General features: G+C 71.2%; 17 protein-coding genes. 9 read left to right on the top strand and 8 right to left on the bottom strand.

Annotated features, from left to right (window positions below):
• Positions 1 to 232: 232 nt before the first annotated feature.
• Positions 233 to 925 (bottom strand): HAD hydrolase-like protein, encoded by a 693-nt coding sequence (locus GEV10_27180; protein ID MQA82111.1) that lies wholly within the window; start codon positions 923 to 925, stop codon positions 233 to 235.
• Between the two features lie 191 nt (positions 926 to 1,116).
• Here GEV10_27180 and GEV10_27175 point away from each other — a divergent pair, with 191 nt between their 5' ends.
• Positions 1,117 to 1,554 carry a hypothetical protein gene (locus tag GEV10_27175; GenBank protein MQA82110.1) on the top strand — a complete coding sequence of 146 codons (438 nt, stop codon included), beginning with the start codon at positions 1,117 to 1,119 and terminating at the stop codon, positions 1,552 to 1,554.
• A 30-nt stretch (positions 1,555 to 1,584) separates the two neighbouring features.
• On the opposite strand, the gene dnaN is transcribed toward GEV10_27175, so the two are convergent.
• A complete protein-coding gene (dnaN, locus tag GEV10_27170) occupies positions 1,585 to 2,814 on the bottom strand; it encodes a DNA polymerase III subunit beta (protein MQA82109.1) in 1,230 nt (409 codons plus the stop codon).
• Positions 2,815 to 3,045: 231 nt separating this feature from the next.
• Here dnaN and GEV10_27165 point away from each other — a divergent pair, with 231 nt between their 5' ends.
• The 3 genes from GEV10_27165 (at position 3,046) to GEV10_27155 (ending at position 7,205) form a co-directional block, all read left to right on the top strand.
• The gene (locus GEV10_27165) at positions 3,046 to 5,175 is read left to right on the top strand and encodes an AAA family ATPase (GenBank protein ID MQA82108.1); all 2,130 of its coding nucleotides are present in this window, start codon (positions 3,046 to 3,048) and stop codon (positions 5,173 to 5,175) included.
• Between the two features lie 168 nt (positions 5,176 to 5,343).
• On the top strand, positions 5,344 to 6,555 hold the full coding sequence (locus GEV10_27160) for a two-component sensor histidine kinase (protein ID MQA82107.1): 1,212 nt from the start codon (positions 5,344 to 5,346) through the stop codon (positions 6,553 to 6,555).
• Positions 6,552 to 7,205: a response regulator gene (locus GEV10_27155; GenBank protein MQA82106.1), complete on the top strand. Its 654-nt coding sequence runs from the start codon at positions 6,552 to 6,554 to the stop codon at positions 7,203 to 7,205. The genes GEV10_27160 and GEV10_27155 overlap by 4 nt, the downstream gene beginning before the upstream one ends.
• 18 nt (positions 7,206 to 7,223) lie before the next feature.
• Here GEV10_27155 and GEV10_27150 read toward each other — a convergent pair whose 3' ends face one another.
• On the bottom strand, positions 7,224 to 8,213 hold the full coding sequence (locus GEV10_27150; GenBank protein MQA82105.1) for a GNAT family N-acetyltransferase: 990 nt from the start codon (positions 8,211 to 8,213) through the stop codon (positions 7,224 to 7,226).
• Between the two features lie 190 nt (positions 8,214 to 8,403).
• Between GEV10_27150 and GEV10_27145 the strand changes: the two genes are divergently transcribed.
• Positions 8,404 to 10,185 (top strand): BCCT family transporter, encoded by a 1,782-nt coding sequence (locus tag GEV10_27145; GenBank protein ID MQA82104.1) that lies wholly within the window; start codon positions 8,404 to 8,406, stop codon positions 10,183 to 10,185.
• 21 nt (positions 10,186 to 10,206) lie between these two features.
• Here the strand turns inward: GEV10_27145 and GEV10_27140 are convergent, their stop codons facing one another.
• Both GEV10_27140 and GEV10_27135 read right to left on the bottom strand, forming a co-directional pair.
• Positions 10,207 to 11,172: an aldo/keto reductase gene (locus GEV10_27140; GenBank protein ID MQA82103.1), complete on the bottom strand. Its 966-nt coding sequence runs from the start codon at positions 11,170 to 11,172 to the stop codon at positions 10,207 to 10,209.
• Between the two features lie 33 nt (positions 11,173 to 11,205).
• Entirely contained in the window at positions 11,206 to 11,859 is a 654-nt protein-coding gene (locus GEV10_27135; protein ID MQA82102.1) for a zinc-ribbon domain-containing protein, read from the bottom strand.
• 271 nt (positions 11,860 to 12,130) lie between these two features.
• Here GEV10_27135 and GEV10_27130 point away from each other — a divergent pair, with 271 nt between their 5' ends.
• The 3 genes from GEV10_27130 to GEV10_27120 all read left to right on the top strand — a co-directional run bounded on the left by GEV10_27130 (position 12,131) and on the right by GEV10_27120 (position 14,881).
• On the top strand, positions 12,131 to 12,415 hold the full coding sequence (locus tag GEV10_27130; GenBank protein ID MQA82101.1) for a hypothetical protein: 285 nt from the start codon (positions 12,131 to 12,133) through the stop codon (positions 12,413 to 12,415).
• Positions 12,416 to 12,448: 33 nt separating this feature from the next.
• The gene (locus GEV10_27125) at positions 12,449 to 13,276 is read left to right on the top strand and encodes a GNAT family N-acetyltransferase (GenBank protein ID MQA82100.1); all 828 of its coding nucleotides are present in this window, start codon (positions 12,449 to 12,451) and stop codon (positions 13,274 to 13,276) included.
• A gap of 360 nt (positions 13,277 to 13,636) precedes the next feature.
• Positions 13,637 to 14,881 (top strand): tetratricopeptide repeat protein, encoded by a 1,245-nt coding sequence (locus tag GEV10_27120; GenBank protein MQA82099.1) that lies wholly within the window; start codon positions 13,637 to 13,639, stop codon positions 14,879 to 14,881.
• 73 nt (positions 14,882 to 14,954) lie between these two features.
• Here the strand turns inward: GEV10_27120 and GEV10_27115 are convergent, their stop codons facing one another.
• The 3 genes from GEV10_27115 to GEV10_27105 are packed head-to-tail and all read right to left on the bottom strand — an operon-like array spanning position 14,955 to position 17,718.
• Positions 14,955 to 15,908 carry a D-alanine--D-alanine ligase gene (locus GEV10_27115; GenBank protein ID MQA82098.1) on the bottom strand — a complete coding sequence of 318 codons (954 nt, stop codon included), beginning with the start codon at positions 15,906 to 15,908 and terminating at the stop codon, positions 14,955 to 14,957.
• Positions 15,905 to 17,056 (bottom strand): alanine racemase, encoded by a 1,152-nt coding sequence (alr, locus tag GEV10_27110; GenBank protein MQA82097.1) that lies wholly within the window; start codon positions 17,054 to 17,056, stop codon positions 15,905 to 15,907. Before alr ends, GEV10_27115 begins: the two co-directional genes overlap by 4 nt.
• The gene (locus tag GEV10_27105; GenBank protein ID MQA82096.1) at positions 17,053 to 17,718 is read right to left on the bottom strand and encodes a peptidase M15; all 666 of its coding nucleotides are present in this window, start codon (positions 17,716 to 17,718) and stop codon (positions 17,053 to 17,055) included. The genes alr and GEV10_27105 overlap by 4 nt, the downstream gene beginning before the upstream one ends.
• A 90-nt stretch (positions 17,719 to 17,808) precedes the next feature.
• Here GEV10_27105 and GEV10_27100 point away from each other — a divergent pair.
• On the top strand, positions 17,809 to 17,969 hold a 161-nt coding region (locus GEV10_27100), incomplete at its 3' end, for a response regulator (protein ID MQA82095.1).

Here is a 17,969-nt window from a genome sequence, read left to right as displayed (position 1 = left end):
TGATCAACGTGGACTTCACCTCGTGCCGGGACGAGGTGAAGTCCATGTCGGTGAGGTGAAGCTCCACCGACGACCCTCGCAGCGCACCCGTGAACGGCACCCTCACCATGCCCCGACACGGTGAGGGTGCCGTTCACGTGTTGCGACCCACGAGGTGACCGGCACCACGACCGAGTCCACCCTTGTCACCCGCCCGGGACCGCCGCACCAGCGGCCATGGATGACTGACAACTCACCGGGCGTGTCGCTGCCGGACGAGCTCCACCACCGCGGCGAGGTCGGGGACGTCGGGTGCGGCGTGCGTCGTGCGGCAGTCACCGTAAGGGTCGAGGTGCACCGCACGGATGCCGGCCCGCTCCGCGCCCCACACGTCCGCGAGGGCGTAGTCGCCCACCATGAGGGCGTGCTCCCTCGTGGTGCCGACCGCGTCGAGGCCGAGCGCGAAGATGGCCGGGTCGGGCTTGCGCACCCCCACGAGGTGGGAGTCGATCACCGCGCGTACCGGTACCCCCGCTCCGTCACCCACCTGGCAGACGCCGGCCGTCCGCAGCTGCCACTCCACCGTGCCCACGGCGTTGGACACCACCGCGACCTCGATCCCCAGCTTGACCAGGCGGCGCAGGTCACCGGCCCACGGCGTCGGGCTCGTCCACTCCGGACGTGCCACGAAGAGCGCGTCCGCGGCGTCGCCGACCAGGCCGGCACGTACCCCGCACGCCTCGGCGTACGCCCGCGCGTACGCCGCCCAGGGCCGCTCCAGGTCGGCCTCGCGAGCGGCCATCGCGGCGTAGTGCGCCCTGGTCAGCACGCCGTCGGACGGCTCCACCCCGTACGGGCGCAGCGAGGCGCGCATGACGTCGTGCTCGGGGAGGATCAGCACCCCGCCGGCGTCGAGGAGGACGGCGTCGACACGTTCCCCCGTCAAGGGGGGCACAGCGGCGGTCACATGCCGTATTCTTCCAGGCTGTGCGCCCCGCCATGCTCCGCCGCTCCGCTCCTCGCTCAGTGACGCGAGGTGCTCGGGATCACGGCGCACGTCCTCGCTACGATGCTCACTCTGGAGGATGGCTCATGACTCTCGGGAACCCACGTCGTGAAGGTGGCATCTGAGCCCGCATGCCTGACCAACGATTCCTCGGTGCCGCGTTCGCGACGGTGGGCGTTCCGCTCACGGTGGGTGGCCTCGGCTGGCTCGCGCACACCGCCACGCGTCGCTCGCGCCTCGTGCCGGTCCCGGCGACGGTCGTCCGCGTCTACCAGGCCCCGCGCTACACCGGCTACGCCGACGGGGCCTTCACGCCCCACCCGGGTGCCCACGTCGAGGTGGCCTACAACCACCCCAGCGACGCCCCGGACGCCAAGGTGCGCACACACCACCTGCCCGTGTACCGCAGCCACCGGCCCAACTCACGCCTCCGCCTCCTCGTCGACCCCGACGACCCGTCGGCGCATCCGCTGGCGTACGGCCTCGCCGGCTACGTCCGCCCGGCCAGGTTCTCCGCGCTGGCAGGTCCCGTGGCCGTGGCAGGGCTCGGCCTGCTGCTCCTGCGCTGACCTCGTCCCGGCAGCTGGGTCACGGCAGCCTCACTCGGGCAGCATGCGGGGCATGACGTAGTAGCGCGAACGTCCGTCGATCTCCGTGCCCTGGGCATCGGCGCATCCCTCGATGAGCGCCGGGCGCACGTTGCGCTGGTAGGAGAGCCTGGCGTAGCCGCCGGTGACCATGGCGAGGCCGTCGAGCAGGTAGCCGGCGTTGACCGCCACCCGCGCGGGCTCGTTGGTCTGCAGCGCCGGCAGCCGGGTGCGACCGCCCATCTCGCCCTCGCTGCTCGCGCTGACCACCACCGCGTCGGTGCCGATCTCGAGCACGACCGCGGCGAACTGGTCGGCGACGAGCGCGATGCGGCGGACCGCGCCGGCCAGTGCCTCACGGTCGACGACGACCTCGCCGGCGAACTCCGTGGGCATGCCGCGCAGCACGTCGGGGTAGGCACCGTCGAGCAGCCTGATCGTCGACGCGGAGCCGCCGCGGCTCAGGCTCATCCTGCGCTCGTCGGTCTCGGCGAGCCCCAGCGAGACGTCGCCCGACCCGGCGAGCCCCTTGACCGCCTCGGCGAGCAGCCGGGCGGGCACCACCGCACTCGCCGGCGCCGTGCCGCCCGCGGGACTCCACGGCAGCTGGTGCAGGGCGATCCGGTACCGGTCGGTGGTCAGCAGGCGCAGGGCGTCGTCGGCGACCCGCACGGACACGCCGGAGAGAAGCGGCACCGACTCGTCGCGCAGCGCGACCCGCGACACCGCCGCGACCGCGCCGCTCAGCACCGAACCGGAGATCGTGCCGACGGACACGGCGGTGCCCGGGACGGCCGGATAGTCCTCGATCGGCAGCAGTGGCAGCGTGAACTCGGTGTCGGCCGACTCCACCCGGACACTCGCGTCCTTGCGGACGACCGTGACCTCGGCGTCGGGCAGCGACCGCATGATCTCGGCGAACACCCGGCCGGGCACCAGGACGTCCCCGGCGACCTCGACCTCGGCGGCCACGGTCGCGACGGAGCTCGCCTCGTAGTCGTACCCCGTGATGGTCACCTCGTCGCCGCGCGCGCTCAGCCGCAGCCCGGACAGGACGGGCAGGACCGGACGCACCGACGCGTGTCGTGCCGCGAAGCCCGCGGCCCTGGCGAGGTCTGCGGTGTGTGCGTTGATCCGCATGGTGATGCCTCCGGGGTGGTTGCCTGCTCTGCCGGGAGACGATACGTGCCGGCACCGACGGCGAGAACGCAGGCGTCCCCGGTTGTCTCCCGCGCCCGGCATGCTAGAAGCACAGATGAGCCTCTCCCCCGACCAGTCACGCTCGGAAGGACGACAGTTGAGTTTCGCGCAGCGGCGACGGACACTCACCCGGTGACCGGGCACGAGCACGACCCCGCACCGGCCGAACCCCAGGGGACGCGGTCCGAACTCGCGTACGAGCAGGCGTACGTGACCCGGCTGTACGACCGCCTCGACGTCCTGCGCGAGCGGTCGTCGACCGAGCTGCGTGACGTGCGCGGAGCCGGTGCCGCGGGCACCCCCGCGGCACGCAGCGAGCGTGATGCCCGCGCGACGATGCTCGAGGACCGGCTGGCGCGGTTCGACGCGGTCGAGAACGGTCTCGTCTTCGGCCGGGTCGACCTCACCGGCGGCGAGGAGCACTACGTCGGACGCATCGGCCTGTCCAGCGACGACTACGAGCGCATGCTCGTCGACTGGCGCGCACCGGCGGCGCGTCCCTTCTACACCGCGACGCCCGGCTCGCCCGAGGGCATCGCGAGGCGCCGGCACCTGCGGGTGCGCAACCGCCGGGTCGTCGGCGTCGACGACGACGTGTTCGACCTCTCCCGGCTCGGCGACGCCGACCGGCGGCACCTGTCCGGCGAGGCCGCCCTGCTGGCGGCGCTCAGCGAGGGCCGTACCGGACGCATGCGCGACATCGTCGCGACCATCCAGGGCGAGCAGGACCGCGTGATCAGGAGCGGCCTGCCCGGCGTGCTGGTGGTGCAGGGCGGTCCCGGCACCGGCAAGACAGCGGTGGCCCTGCACCGCGCCGCCTACCTGCTGTACGAGCACCGCGACCGCCTCACGTCCCGCGGAGTGCTCGTCGTCGGGCCGAGCGGCGTCTTCCTGCGGTACATCGAGCAGGTGCTGCCGTCCCTCGGCGAGACCGGCGTCGTGATGTCCACCGTCGACGGCCTCTACCCGGGCGTCACGCCGACGGCACGCGAACCCGTCGAGACGGCGCAGGTCAAGGGCGACGCCCGCATGGAGACGGTGATCGCGGAGCTCGTCCGCAGCACCCAACGAGTGCCGGGCACCCCGATCGAGATCGCGTACGGACGGCACCGGCTCGCCCTCGACGCCGATCTCGTCGGCCGGGCGCGCACCCGGGCGCGACGCTCCAGGCGACCGCACAACCAGGCGCGGTCGGCGTTCCAGCGGCAGGTCTACGGCAGCCTCGCCGCACGCCTCCTCCGGTCGGTCGAGGGCGACCGGCCACCCAGCCAGCAGGACCTCACCGACGCCGCCGGCGACCTGCTGGCGACCGACTCGCTGGTCGCCGCGGTCGACCGGCTGTGGCCGTACCTCACGCCCGAGGGGCTGCTCGCGGGCTTCTACGCCACGCCCGCGCTGCGGCACCGCGTCGCGCGCACGCTCACCGAGCGGGAACGCGACCTGCTGCAGCGCACGCCGGGCGAGGGCTGGACTCCGGCCGACGTCCCGCTCCTCGACGAGATCGCCAGGCGCCTCGGCCCGGTCCCCATCGCCGACCCGCTCGCCGACCTCCGTGCCGAGGAGGAGCGCGCCGAGCGCCGGGCCGCGGCCGACACGATCGGTCAGCTCGAGCTGCCCATGCCGGTGAGCGCCGCGACGGTGGCCGAGCGCTACCGCGGCGGCGGCGAGCGCCGTACCGTCGCGCAGCACGCCGCCGAGGACCGCGAGTGGACCTACGGCCACGTCATCGTCGACGAGGCGCAGGAGCTGTCGCCGATGGCCTGGCGCATGCTGCAGCGGCGCTGCCCGGCCAGGTCCATGACTGTCGTGGGCGACCTGGCGCAGACGAGCGCGCCGTGGGGCGCTCGTGCCTGGGAGGACGCGCTCGGCGAGTACGCCGGCGATCGGCTGCGCGTCGAGGAGCTCACCGTCAACTACCGCACGCCCACCGAGATCATGAGCGTCGCGGGCAACGTGCTGCGGTCGGTCGATCCCGACGCGTCGGTGCCCGAGTCGATCCGCAGCACAGGCGAGCCGCCGTGGGTCGTCCGCGTCTGCCCCGACACGCTCGTCGACACCCTCGTCAAGGCGGTCGTCGACGAGGCGTCGCTCCTCGACGACGGCATGGTCGCGGTCGTCGTCCCCACCGCACGCCGCGACGAGCTCGACCGGCGTCTCGCCGAGCTGCGCCCCGACCTGTTGAGTACGAGGCGCGCCGAGCTCGACTCGCCCGTCGTCGTGCTCGACGTCGCGTCGGCGAAGGGACTCGAGTTCGACGCCGTCCTCGTCGTCGAGCCTGGCGAGATCCTTGCCGAGGGCGCCCGCGGCGCCCACGACCTGTACGTCGCCCTGAGCCGTGCGACCAAGCGCCTGGGCGTCGTGCACCTCGCCGACCTCCCGCCGGCGATGGGCGCGCTCGGGTAGCGGTCGCCGAATCTCCCTATCGGCCGATACCGACGCCTGGATCCTGGCCTACGCTCGTCGCATGCCTGTGCACCCCGCCGCCCTCCTCCGCTCCGCTCCTCGCTCGGTGGTCGGCTGTGCACGGAGCGCGCTCCGGCCCGCTGCGATGCTCACTCCGGAGCGCGACTCATGATCTCGAGGGAGCGGCGGAGCCTGGTCATCGGCATCGTCGCGTGCGGTGCGCTCCTCGCGCTCTTCGACTGGAGCGTGCTCGGCCTCGCCAGCACGCGGATAGCTTTCGTGTACTGGCTGCCGGTGCTCGTGCCGGGCGCCGCCGTGCTGTGGCTCGCGGCCGCCGACTGGCCGCGCGTCCCCCACCGCTTCGTCGTGCTGCTCCTCGCCGTCAACGCGTTCTCCGCCGCGATCACCGCCCTGCTCGTCATCGATGCGAATACCGTGTGGGTCTTCACCGAGTCGGCCGCGCAGCTGTCCCTCCTGTTCGCCGTCGTCCGGTGGATGCCGACGCGGACGGCGCTGTGGCTCGGGGGCGTCACCGGGGTGGTCGCGTCCGCGCTGCCGTTGCGCTGGACCACCCCCGCCGGGGTCACCGGAGCACTGGCGATGTGCCTCGTCTGGTCGCTCGGCGCGATCGCGGCGTCGGTGCTCGGCGTCTACCTGCGGACGCAGGAGAGCAAGCGACAGCGCAGCATCGACGACGTCCGCAGGGCGCAGCGACTCGAGCTCGCGCACGACCTCCACGACTTCGTCGCCCACCACGTGAGCGGCATCGTCGTCCAGGCGCAGGCGTCGCAGTTCGTCGCACGTGACGACCCCGCCAAGGCCGTCGACGCGCTCCGCCGGATCGAGGAGGCGGGCCAGCAGGCGCTCGCCTCGATGCGCAGGACCGTCCGCATGCTCAGGGAGGACGACGACGAGGCGCCGTCGTCCCCCGCACAGGGCATCGCCGACCTGCCCGACCTCGCGCGGCGGTTCGGCGACACCGGCGGCGTGCCGGTGCACCTGTCGGTCGCGGCGGACGTCGACGACGGCCTGCCGCCGGAGGTGACGACGTCCGCGTACCGGATCGTGCTCGAGGCACTCACGAACGTCCGCAAGCACGCGGTCGACGTCGCGGCGGTGACCGTCGAGCTGCGCAGGGAGAGCCCCGACCGCGGTGCGTCCGACCTCGTCGTGCTGGTGTACGACGGCGCCGGGCGGCAGTTGGGCGGCGACGGGGAGACGCAGCGCGGCTTCGGCCTCGTCGGTCTGCGCGAGCGCGTGACGGCGGTCGGCGGCACGCTGTCGGCCGGACCGCGCGACGGCCTCGGCTGGACGGTCGAGGCGAGGCTGCCGTTGCCCGCGGCGTCGAGCGGCGCGGCCGTGAGAGCATCCCGCCCATGACGCGCGTGGTGATCGCCGACGACCAGGAGATGGTCAGGACCGGCTTCTCGATGATCCTCTCCGCCCAGGACGACATCGAGGTCGTCGGCGAGGCGGCCGACGGCGCCGAGGCCGTGCGGCTCGCGCGGGAGCTGCGCCCCGACGTCCTGCTCTGCGACATCAGGATGCCCAGGCTCGACGGCCTCGAGGTCACCAGGCGGTTGGCCGGACCCGAGCTCGCCGACCCGATGAAGGTCGTCGTGGTCACCACGTTCGACCTCGACGAGTATGTCTACACGGCACTGCGCAACGGCGCCTGCGGGTTCCTCCTCAAGGACGCGGGTCCCGCGCTGCTCGTCGAGGCGGTCAGGTCCGCGGTCGCCGGCGACACGCTGATCAGCCCGTCGATCACCGTCCGCCTGCTCCAGCACCTCACGAAGGCGAAGCGGACACCCGCGAGACGCCCGGTCGAGCCCCTCACCGACCGCGAGAACGACGTCCTGCTGCTGCTCGCGCGAGGGCGCACGAACGCCGAGATCGCCGGCGACCTGTTCATCTCGCTCGGCACGGTCAAGACGCACGTCGCGAACATCCAGCAGAAGCTCGGCGTCCGCAACCGGGTCGAGAGCGCGGCCTGGGCCTGGGAGGCCGGCCTCGTCGCGGACGCCTGAATCGTCGACCGCCCCGGGTCAGGACTCGATGCGCTGCCACTCTTCGTTGCGTTCGATCGGGCGGAAGCCCAGCGCGTCGTTGACGGCGATCATCGGGCCGTTGTCCGGCGCGTTCCAGGTGCCGACCGTCCGCAGGTCGGGGCGGGTCTCGGTGAGGATCCGCAGGTTCGCGACCTTCACCGCGAGCCCGAGCCGGTGCCCGCGGTGGTCGCGGTGGACGAGCGTGTCCCACTGGTGCGCCTTGTCCCCCACCCCGATCTGGGTGTGCCCGGCGAGCGAGCCGGCCGGGCTCACCGCGACCGTGGTGAAGACCGTCCGCCCCTGGGCGGCGGCCGTGCGCTCGTTCTCCCTGAGCCGCTCGACGTCCCAGACCTCGGGCTCGTACTCGAGGTCGCCGAGCGGCGCGTCGGTCGCGAGCAGGCCCTTCAGCCGCGCGTACTGCTCCGCGTACTCGTCGGGGCACGGCCCCTGCCACGAGCGGAGGGTGTACGCACCGATGCGCTGCTGCGCGTGCGCCTCGAGCTCGTCGAGGCGTTCCGCGGCGATCGGGAGCTGGAGCCGCTGGCGGACCTCCGTCATCTTGTGCACGAACCCACAGCGTGCGGCGAACGCCCAGCCCGGTACCGGCTCCGCTCCGATGGGCTGGTGGATCTCCGCGCCGAGCGTCGTGCGCCGAAGCTCCAGGCACCGGTCGTGCAGCGCGTCCCACAATGCGGCGCCGACACCGCGCCTGCGGTGTTCGGGCGGCACGACCACCTCGACGTCGGCGTACCTCGGGTTGTCGCGCAGCGGCGCCTCGAGCTGCCCGGTGCCGACCACCGTCTCGCCGTCGAGGGCGGCGTACGCCTCGTGCAGGTACGAGGTGTCCGGCGTCCGGTAGGTCACGCGCACGTCGTCCAGGGACACGATCGGCGGGTCGTCGCGGCCGGCGCCGAGTCCCGCGAACATCGCCGCGTGCCACGCCGCGAGAGCGCCGTCGTCGGCGTGGTCGACCCGGGTGATCCGCACGTCGCGAGGCTAGACCGGCGATGCACCGCGCGTCAGCCGGTTTTCGTCCCGGGTCGGACACGACGGCCCACATGCTGGAACTGCACGGGCGGGGACTGTCGCCAGCGAGTCGGTAGCGTAATCGTTGAGCCACGGAACGACCACGGAGAGGTAGGCCGCCGTGAGTACCGACACCTCGACGACCGACGACGTGACCGACGCGGCGACCGACGCGGAGCCCGAAGGTCCCGGCGGTCCCGACGACCCCGGTGCCGGCGGCACCACCCTCGCGGAGGGCTCACCGGTCACCGACCGGCCCGTGTTCGCCTTCGCGGCCGCCCTGACCCTCGCCTTCGTCGCCTGGGGCGTCATCGCCCGCGAGTCGCTGTCGAACACCGCGGCCGCCCTCCTCGACTGGACGATGCGCAACCTGGGCTGGGCGTTCGTCATCGCGGCGAGCGGGTTCGTGGTCTTCGCGCTCTGGCTCGCCGTCAGCCGCTACGGCAAGATCACCCTCGGCCGCGACGGCGAGAAGCCGGAGTTCCGCACGTCGTCCTGGATCGCGATGATGTTCAGCGCGGGCATGGGCATCGGACTGATGTTCTACGGCGCGAGCGAGCCACTCACCCACTTCGCCAAACCCCCGCCCGGCACCGTCCCCAGGCAGTCCCCGGAAGCGATCGAGACCGCGCTCGCGACGACCCTCTTCCACTGGACCGTGCACCCGTGGGCCATCTACGCCGTCGTGGGTCTCGCGATCGGCTACAGCACCTTCCGTAAGGGGCGGCGGCAGCTGATCAGCTCGGCGTTCACCCCGCTGCTGGGCAAGCGCACGTCCAACGGGCCGATCGGCCGGTTCATCGACGTGCTCGCGATCTTCGCCACGCTCTTCGGCTCGGCGGCGTCGCTCGGGCTCGGCACCCTGCAGATCCGCAGCGGCCTGCACGAGCTCGGCTGGGTCGAGAACCTCAGCAACCCGCTGCTGGTGCTCATCATCGCCGTGCTGACCGCCGCGTTCGTCGTGTCGGCCGTCTCCGGCGTCGCACGCGGGATCCAGTACCTCTCCAACATCAACATGGTGCTCGCGGCCGTGCTCGCCGTCTTCGTCTTCGTCGTCGGCCCCACCGTGCTCATCCTCGACCTGCTGCCGACCGCGATCGGCGGGTACTTCCGCGACCTCGCTGAGATGTCCGCGCGCACCGCCGCGACCGGCGGCGACGCGATGTACACCTGGCTCTCCGGCTGGACGGTCTTCTACTGGGCGTGGTGGATCTCCTGGACCCCGTTCGTCGGCATGTTCATCGCGCGGATCAGCCGTGGCCGCACGATCCGGCAGTTCGTCGCCGGCGTCATCCTCGTCCCCAGCGTCGTCAGCCTGATCTGGTTCGCCGTCTTCGGCGGCGCCGCGATCTTCATCCAGGACGGCGGCACCAACATCTGGGGCAACGCCGACACGCCGGAAGAGGTGCACCTGTTCAACACGCTCGGCGAGCTGCCGCTCGCCGCGATCGCCAGCCTGGTCGTCGTCGTCCTCGTCGCGATCTTCTTCGTGTCGGGTGCCGACGCCGCGTCCATCGTCATGGGCACGCTGTCGCAGCGCGGCGCCGTCGAGCCCCGGCGGTGGGTCGTCATCTTCTGGGGCGCGGTGATGGGCGCGGTCGCCACGATCATGCTGCTCGTGGGCAAGGAGAGCGCGCTCGAAGGATTGAAGAACATCACGATCCTCGTCGCGGTGCCGTTCACCCTTGTCATGGCGGTGCTGTGCGTGTCCCTCGCCAAGGACCTGCGGCAGGACCCGCTCATGATCCGCGAGGAGAAGGGCGCCGAGGTGGTGGAACAGGCCGTCTCGTACGGCAAGCGCAGGTTCGGCGAGGAGTTCCTGCTCCAGGTGTTCTCGCCGCGGCGCCACGCCGGCCGCGGGAGGCCCGAAGTCGACGGCGACGGTGACGGCGACGTGTCCGCCCACGCGGGCAGCCACCGCAAGGAGGAGTAGCCCGCCCGCGTCGTCAGAACCTCAGCGGCCGGGCAGGGGCGGCGGTGCCGGTGCGATCTCGTCGAGGACGGCGAGGTCGACCGGCGTCGGCTCCCACTCCACCGCGGCGGCGTTCGCGGTGACCTGCTCGGGCTTCGTCGCTCCCGCGATGACGGTCGCCACCGCGGGCTGCGCGGCCAGGCCGGCGATCGCGACGGTGAGCAGCGAGACGCCTCGCTCCTCGGCGAAGGTGCGCAGGGTGTCGATCCGGTCGAAGTCGGCGCCGGCGAGCACGGCGGGGCGCTGCGCGAGCTTGGTGCCCTCCGGCGCCGGACGGCCGCGCTCGTACTTGCCGGTGAGCAGGCCGTTGCCGAGCGGGAAGTACGGGATGAGGCCCACGCCGAACCTCTCACACGCCGGCGCGAGCTCGAGCTCGACGTCGCGTTCGAGCAGGTTGTAGTTCTCCTGGGTGCTGATCATCCGCGGCCCACCACGCGTGCGTGACGTCCAGACGGCGTCGGCGAGCTCCCACGCCGCGAACTGGGACGCGCCGACGTAGCGGACCTTGCCCTCCCTGACCAGGTCACCGAGCGTGTCGAGGGTCTCCTCGATCGGGGTGACCGGATCGGGCTCGTGCATCTGGTACAGGTCGATGCGGTCGGTGCCGAGCCGCCGCAGGCTCGCCTCGACGGCCGCGCGGACGTAGCGACGCGAACCTCGCGCACCGAAGTCGGGGCCGTTGGTGCCGTGCATTTCCTTGCCGAACTTGGTGGCGAGCACGATCTCGTCGCGGTGCGCGCGCAACCCCTCTCCGACCAGCTCCTCGCTCGCGCCCTGACCGTAGATGTCGGCCGTGTCGAAGAACGTGATGCCCGCGTCGAGCGCCGCGGAGAGCACGGCGAACGTACGATCGCGGTCGATCCTCGCGCCGAAGGCGTTGCAGCCGAGCCCGACGGTCGACGCCACGAGACCGGAGTCGCCGATACGGCCGTAGGTCATGTCACCCATGCTGCGAACCTACCAACGGCAGGGGTCGGCCCGTCAGTTGAGCGACGGCGGGTACGACGGCGGGACCGCCCGCCGGTCTCCGTCGTGCACCTCGTCGTCGAGCTGCGCCAGCACGCCGTGGACGTGCGCCGGGGTGAGGCCGAGTAGGCTCCCCATCCGGTCGATGGCGGCGCGCGCGTCGGCGAGCCTGTCCGAGGCCACGGCCGGCAGTGCGAGGGGACGCAGCACCCGCTCCTTGTCCTCGACGGACACGTGCGCACCCAGCAGCCGCAACTGCGCGCTCAGCGGCGCAAGGTCGAGACCGGCCACGTCGTCGTCGAGCCGCGCGGCGTCGTAGCCGTCGATCCGCTTCGCGATCATCGCGACCGCGACGTCGCACACGCGCTGGGTGCGGGGCAGGTGCCGCACGATCGCGACGACGCCGAGCCGTCGCGACTCGGTGTACGCGTGCTGGACCTGGTCCTCGGTGACCCTGGTCAGCACGCCTGCCTCGAACCTCGTCTTGCACTCCAGGCACTCGACGCCCTCGTCGCGGACCTTGCCGGGGATGAGCGGGATGAAGAACAGGGTGAACCAGTTGCGCAGCACGATCTTCGCCCACTGCCGGGTGCGGCCGCAGGTCGGGCACTCGAACGTGCCGCCGTCGTGCGTCTTCGTCCACCGCGAGGCCCACCCGAAAATGAGCATCTGTCCCCCTCACCTGGGTTCCGCCGCCGTCCGGTGACGATAGCCGAGTCACGCCGTGCCGCGACCGACGCCGTCCACAGTGCACGACGCGCGCGACCACCGGTGGCGTTTGACTAGTCGCCGATCCTGCGCAACGGTGGATGACCTGAGGCCGAGTCGAGCCCGCCGAGGGACGCAAGGACGGCTCGCCAGCCGCGTGCGTGTGGCAGAGCGTCGCGCCGCGCGGCAGCACACAGCCCATGGAAGCACACCCCAAGGAGATGTTTACGCCATGCTGGCACTCACCGACAACGCCGTGTCCGTCATCCGTGACCTGGCGACGACGACTGAGACACCAGAGACGTCCGGCGTTCGTATCGCCGTCGCCGGAGAAGAGGAGCGGCTCTCGCTCGCGCTGGCACCCACCGCGGCCGAAGGCGACCATGTCGTCGAGGACCAGGGTGCACGCGTCTACCTCGAGCAGGAGGCGGCGACGCTGCTCGACGACCGCACGCTCGACGCGGCGGTCGAGGAGGACGGCAGCGTGCAGTTCTTCGTGGCCACCACCGCCGGCTGACCGAGCGGGTCGGGCGGCGCCTATGCTCGCCCGGTGACCACGACCACGGACGACGCGGCGGCGCTCGTCGGGCGGCTGGAACGCTTCTACGACACCGTTCCCCGTGCGGGGGCACGCGCCGAGCACGTCGGTCCGTTCACCGTGTTCGTACCCGAGCGCGGTGACTTCCCGCTCTACGCGCGACCGACCCCCGGCGCTGCCGTGTTCACCGTCGCCGACGTCGCGGCCGTCCGCGACCGGCAGCGCGTGCTCGGCGTGCCCGAGGCCTTCGAGTGGCAGCACGAGGCGACGCCGGCGCTGGCCGGAGTGCTGCGTGCGGCGGGACTGCACGTGCACGACCACCCGCTGCAGGTGCTCACCGGGGGTCTGCGGGCCGGTCGGACGCCACATGGCGTCGTGCTCCGGCAGTTGACGCCCGACGATCCCGACGAGCTGTACGTCGTGGCACGCGCGGTCGCGGAGGTCGGCTTCGCCCACGACGGCACAGGCACCGGCGACGCCGGGCTCGACGCACGGCGAACCGCTGCCGACGGGATCTCCGCCGACGCGGTCGACTCGACGCGCCGGCGCGTCGCTGCCGGCGACGGGCACGTCGTCCTCGCCCTCGTCGACGACGAGCCGGTCGCCGTCGCGAGCAGCCAGCTGGCGTCCGGGGTGGCCGAGATCGTCGGCGTCGCGACGCTGCCCGCGTTCCGCCGCCGCGGCCTGGGCGCGGCCGCGACGGCATGCGTCGTCGAGGCCGCCCTCGGCTCCGGCGTCGACACCGTCTTCCTCTCCGCGGGCGACGACGACGTCGCTCGGATGTACGCCGCCCTCGGCTTCGTCCGCGTCGGCACGGCCGGCATCGCCGAGGCCCGCTGAGTTCGTTCCCGGTCGCCCGCTCGAGGCCGTCAGGGCATCTCGTTCCAGGTCGCCTCGGGCGAGCTTTCGCCCTGCTCGCACGCCGGCGGTCTCGTACCGGCGTCGCCACCCGCTCCCCCGGCGTTGGACGGTGGCCGGGTTGGTCGGTGCGCCGCCGGCACTCGCGGCTTCCCGCAAGGGCAACGTGGTGTTGTCAGCACGTATGCGCGGTTTTCGATATGCCGACGATATGCGCCGGCTCGTACGGTGAACCAGTCTCTGTGTTGCTGCCGCGTCCGGAGGGCGCTGCACTGGAATGGGAGAAATACGTTGGCTAATGACGGAGAATGGGATCGGCGTTCGGTGTTGCGAGGCGCTGCCGTGATGGCGGGTGCGGCCGCGGTCGCACCGCTGCTGGGCGAGACGGCCACGGCACACGCCGGCACCGGCAGTGACGCGGACGCACTGTTCAAGGCCGGGAAGTTCGAGCAGGCCGGCCGCGCCTACGAACAGATCCTGAAACAAGACCCCACGAACCTGCACGCGGCCCGCCAGCGCGGCTATGTCGGGCTACTCGGCAACAAGTTCCCCGAGGCTGAGAAGTATCTCGAGATGGCCCTCGAACTGGCACCCGACGACAAGGACACCAACCAGTTCCTGGGCGACTGCTACACCCGGCAAGACAAGTTCTCTCTCGCCGTCCCACGCTGGCAAGCGGCCGGCGGGGACGTCCGCGCCAAATGGTTCGGGGCAGTCCGCGGCACGCCGTGGCAGGTTCACGGCGACATCGCCCGGCTGCCATGGCAGCAGCTGGACCCGATACCGCTCGTAGAGGCCTCGGTCAACGGCGGACCGCCGAAGCGCTTCGCGTTCTACACCGGCGCCCCGTGGCTGGGCATGTCCGCAGAAGTAGCCGAGGAGGCCGGGCTGCGTGCCGTGGCCAAGCAACAGATCGACTACTTGGACGGCACCGCATGGCAGTACTTCGGGGTGCTGGACTCGTTCGAGCTGGGCGGCATCGAACTGCGCAACATCCCCGTGGAGTGGTCGGAGACGGACCAAGTTTCGCCCGGAGGGCCCAGCGACGGCATGATCGGCACGTGGGTCTTCTACCACTTGCTGACCACCTTCGACTACGCGGGCCGGTCGCTGATCCTGCGCCGCCGGACCCCCGAAACGGCCAGGAAGGCACGCACCGACGCCGCCCGGGCTGGCACCAAGCCCCTGCCGCTGTGGCTGGCCCGTGAGCACCAGCTGCACAGCAGGGGCAGCATCGCCGGCTCCGGAACACAGGTGATGGGCGTGGGCTTCGGCGGAACCGGCGAGACCGCCGCGGGCATGTCCGTGGAAACGGCCAAGCAGTTGCGGATCCGCACCGACTACGACCGCCCGGTCGAGACCTTTGGCCACAGCCACCCAGTCGTCACCTACCCCTGCTACCCGAAGGAGGTCCGCCTCGGCGACGCGGCGGCCAAGGACGTCTACTGCTTCGCGGTCGACCGTCCGCTCGGCGGCAACGGGTTCGACGTGCTAGGCGCCTTCTTTCATCCCTTCTGGAAGCCCTACAACATCACCGTCGACTACACCGACATGAACCTCTACATCGCCCGCGGCAAAGCCAGCTGACGGGCCCAGGCGACCACGAACAGGATGAGGGATCCTTTGGCCGCGTCGGCCCACGCGTAGCGAGAAGTGGTAGTCACGTGTGCCGCTGCAGAGCCGTCGTCATGAGTCGGTCAAGCAGTTGGGGGTAGCTGACCCCGGCCGCCGCGAACATCCGTGGGTACTGCGAGTGTTCGGTCAGGCCCGGCATGGTGTTCACCTCATTGAGGACCGGCCCGTCGGGGGTGAGGAAGAAGTCCACCCGCGCCAGCCCGGCGCACCCCAGGGCGCGGAAAACCCGCGTGGCCGCACCGGTCAGCTCCGCGGCCTCGTCACCCGTGAGCGGGGCGGGGATGACGAACTGGGCGCTGCCGTCGTACTTGGTGGCGTTGTCGAATACTCCGTCGGCCCCGACGATCTCCAGCGGCGCGCCCATTGCGAGCTGCCCGTCGGCGCCTTCCAGGATGGCGATGTCGATCTCCCTCCCGACGATGGCCGACTCCACCAACGCAGGAACGCCCACCCGCAGCGCTGCAGTGATCGCCGCCTGCAGTTCAGTCGGCTCAGACACCCAACTGACGCCCACGCTCGAGCCAGCAGACTGCGGCTTGACCACGACTGGCAGTGCCAGGTCCACCACATCATCGACGCTGTGCACAACCGTGCCGGGCGCAGTCGCGATGTCGAGCGAGTTGGCGATCAATTTGGTGGCCTGCTTGTCCATGGCGATTGCCCCGGCTGCCACACCGCATCCGACGTAAGGCATGCCGGCGAGTTCGAACAGTGCAGCCAGCGCCCCATCTTCTCCGGGCGCTCCGTGCACAGCAGCGAAGGCGACCTCGCAGCTGCGCAGATCGGCCATGGCGGCGGAAAACGACGGGTACGGCTCGTCGGATGCATTCAGCCAGGTGCCGTCACCGGCGATGGTGAAACCAATCGGCCGGTACCTATCCGGGGCCAGGGCGCTCATCACGCTACGGGCACTGGCGCGTCCCACCTCGTGTTCGGGTGTAGCGCCGCCGCCGATCACGGCCACCCGGATCAGGCTCACTGGTCGCCCTCAGGTGACACCACGACGCGCCGCACCCTCTCACCTATCCCAGTGACGATGGCGTGCGGCAGGGTGTTGGCCCACTCGGCCCACTGCGCCACCGTCGGTTCCCCGCCGGCGCCGGGGCCGAAAACGATCGCCGGGTCACCGGGTTGAGCGAGGGTGTCACCTAGATCGACGACAGCCTGATCCATGCTGATTCGCCCGACGATCCGGCGGCGCGACCCGTTTATCAGCACCTCGGCGCGACCCGACGCCTGCCTCGCCAACCCGTCGGCGTATCCGAGCGGGAGCTGCGCCAGCCGGGACGGCCGCGTCGTCTGGTAGCTGCGCCCGTATCCGACGAACGCGCCATCGGGCACGTCACGAATCGACACGATAGGGGCGGTCAGCGTGAACGGCTGGTGGAGCTGCACGGACCCGCTCGGGTCGATCCCGGCCAGCCCCGCTCCCACCCGGCAGGCGTCGTAATGCGTCTGTCCGTCGTTCAGCGTTGCCGCGGTCGCCGCCAGATGCCGGATCCGAGGCCGGATGCCGCATTGCTCAGCCATTGCCAGCGCTTCGGCGTAGGCGGCCTTACCGATCGCGTTGAGGGGGTCGGCGGGTGTTTCGGCATGGCCGAGGTGCCCCATCACGCCGATGACGACAACGGCCCCGTGGCTCTGTCTCGCCGCAGCCGATTCGAACAGGTCGGGCCAGTAGGCGCGTGGCGCTCCGTCGCGGTACATGCCCACATCGACGTGCAGGTGGATCCGCGCCACCCGCCGCGCTGTGTCGGTGGCTTTCGTCACGGCGTCGAGGTGCTCAAGCGAGGGCACGGCCAGGTCGATGTCGCGGGCGATCGCGGTGGCGAAATCTGCCTCCACCGGGTTCAACCAGCTCAGGATCGGCGAGTCGATGCCCGCGTCGCGTAGCTCGAGCGCCTCCGCGATGCTGGTCACCCCCGCGCTGTCCGCGCCGTTGGCCAGGGCGGTGCGAGCTGAGTTCACTGCACCTACACCGAAGCCGTTCGCCTTGACCACAGCCATCACCGGTCGGCCACTGCGATCAGCAAGCATGCGGGTGTTGCGGGCCACGGCCTCCAGCTCGATCCGCAACTGCGGCACTGCCCTAGGAGACACCGGTTCGATGCCGTGCGTGCTGGTCACTGCTGCATCCTCGGGTCGTGCGTGGGGTCGGCGTACATGGGCGGGCAGCCGTCATCGATGGCGTCGGGGCGCAGTTCGTAGTGCCAGGGTTCGTTGCGGTAGATCTGGCACAGCCCGTACTCGGCGCCGTGCTTGGACAGCCACGCCGTGGCCTCGGAGGGCCCGATGTCGATCGCGTCCCCCGACACGTGAGCAGACGTGTCGGGGGTGGCCACCCATCGGGCGGCTTCCTTTTCCGAGCCGTACTTCTTAACCGCCTCACGGAGTAGTTGTTCCTGGTACTCCGGGGAACGCCAGCCGCTATTGACGAAGAACTCGACGTCGTCGTCCGCGGCGTCAGTTGCCGCTTGGCGCAGGGCACCGAGCAGATCGGGGTCGAGGTTGGCCACGGCGGGAATGTCGTCATCGAAGACCGTTACGCCGTCAGGGACGGCGCCAGCTGCCTTGCCAAGTGCACCATGGCGGTGGTGACGAGTGTCGCTGGGCGATGCGGCCGAGGAGGGTGATGCCGTCGAGGAAGGTGATGCGGCCGGGGAGGACGAGGACGCCAGCGACCGGCAACTGAGGACGCCGATGAGCGTCGCGCTGACGACTACAAGGGCAGCGAGGATGGTCGATCGGGTACGGCGGGTTGTGGTTCGTGCTGGTTCGCTGTGCGGCATACCCTGCAGTCAAGGCAGCGTGGTGTTGCCAGCACGTATGTGGTTTTCGATATGCCGACGATATGGTCCGGCCGGTAGCATCGAGAGTGTATGCGTGTGTTGATCGTCGAGGACGAGCCCTATCTGGCAGAGGCCATCCGCGATGGCCTACGCCTGGAAGCGATCGCCGCCGACATCGCCGGTGACGGTGACACCGCTCTGGAACTGCTGAGCATCCACGCCTACGACATCGCCGTCCTCGACCGCGATAT

It is taken from the genome of Streptosporangiales bacterium, assembly GCA_009379955.1.
Classification (GTDB): domain Bacteria; phylum Actinomycetota; class Actinomycetes; order Streptosporangiales; family WHST01; genus WHST01.
This window is presented reverse-complemented; position numbering and strand designations above follow the sequence as displayed.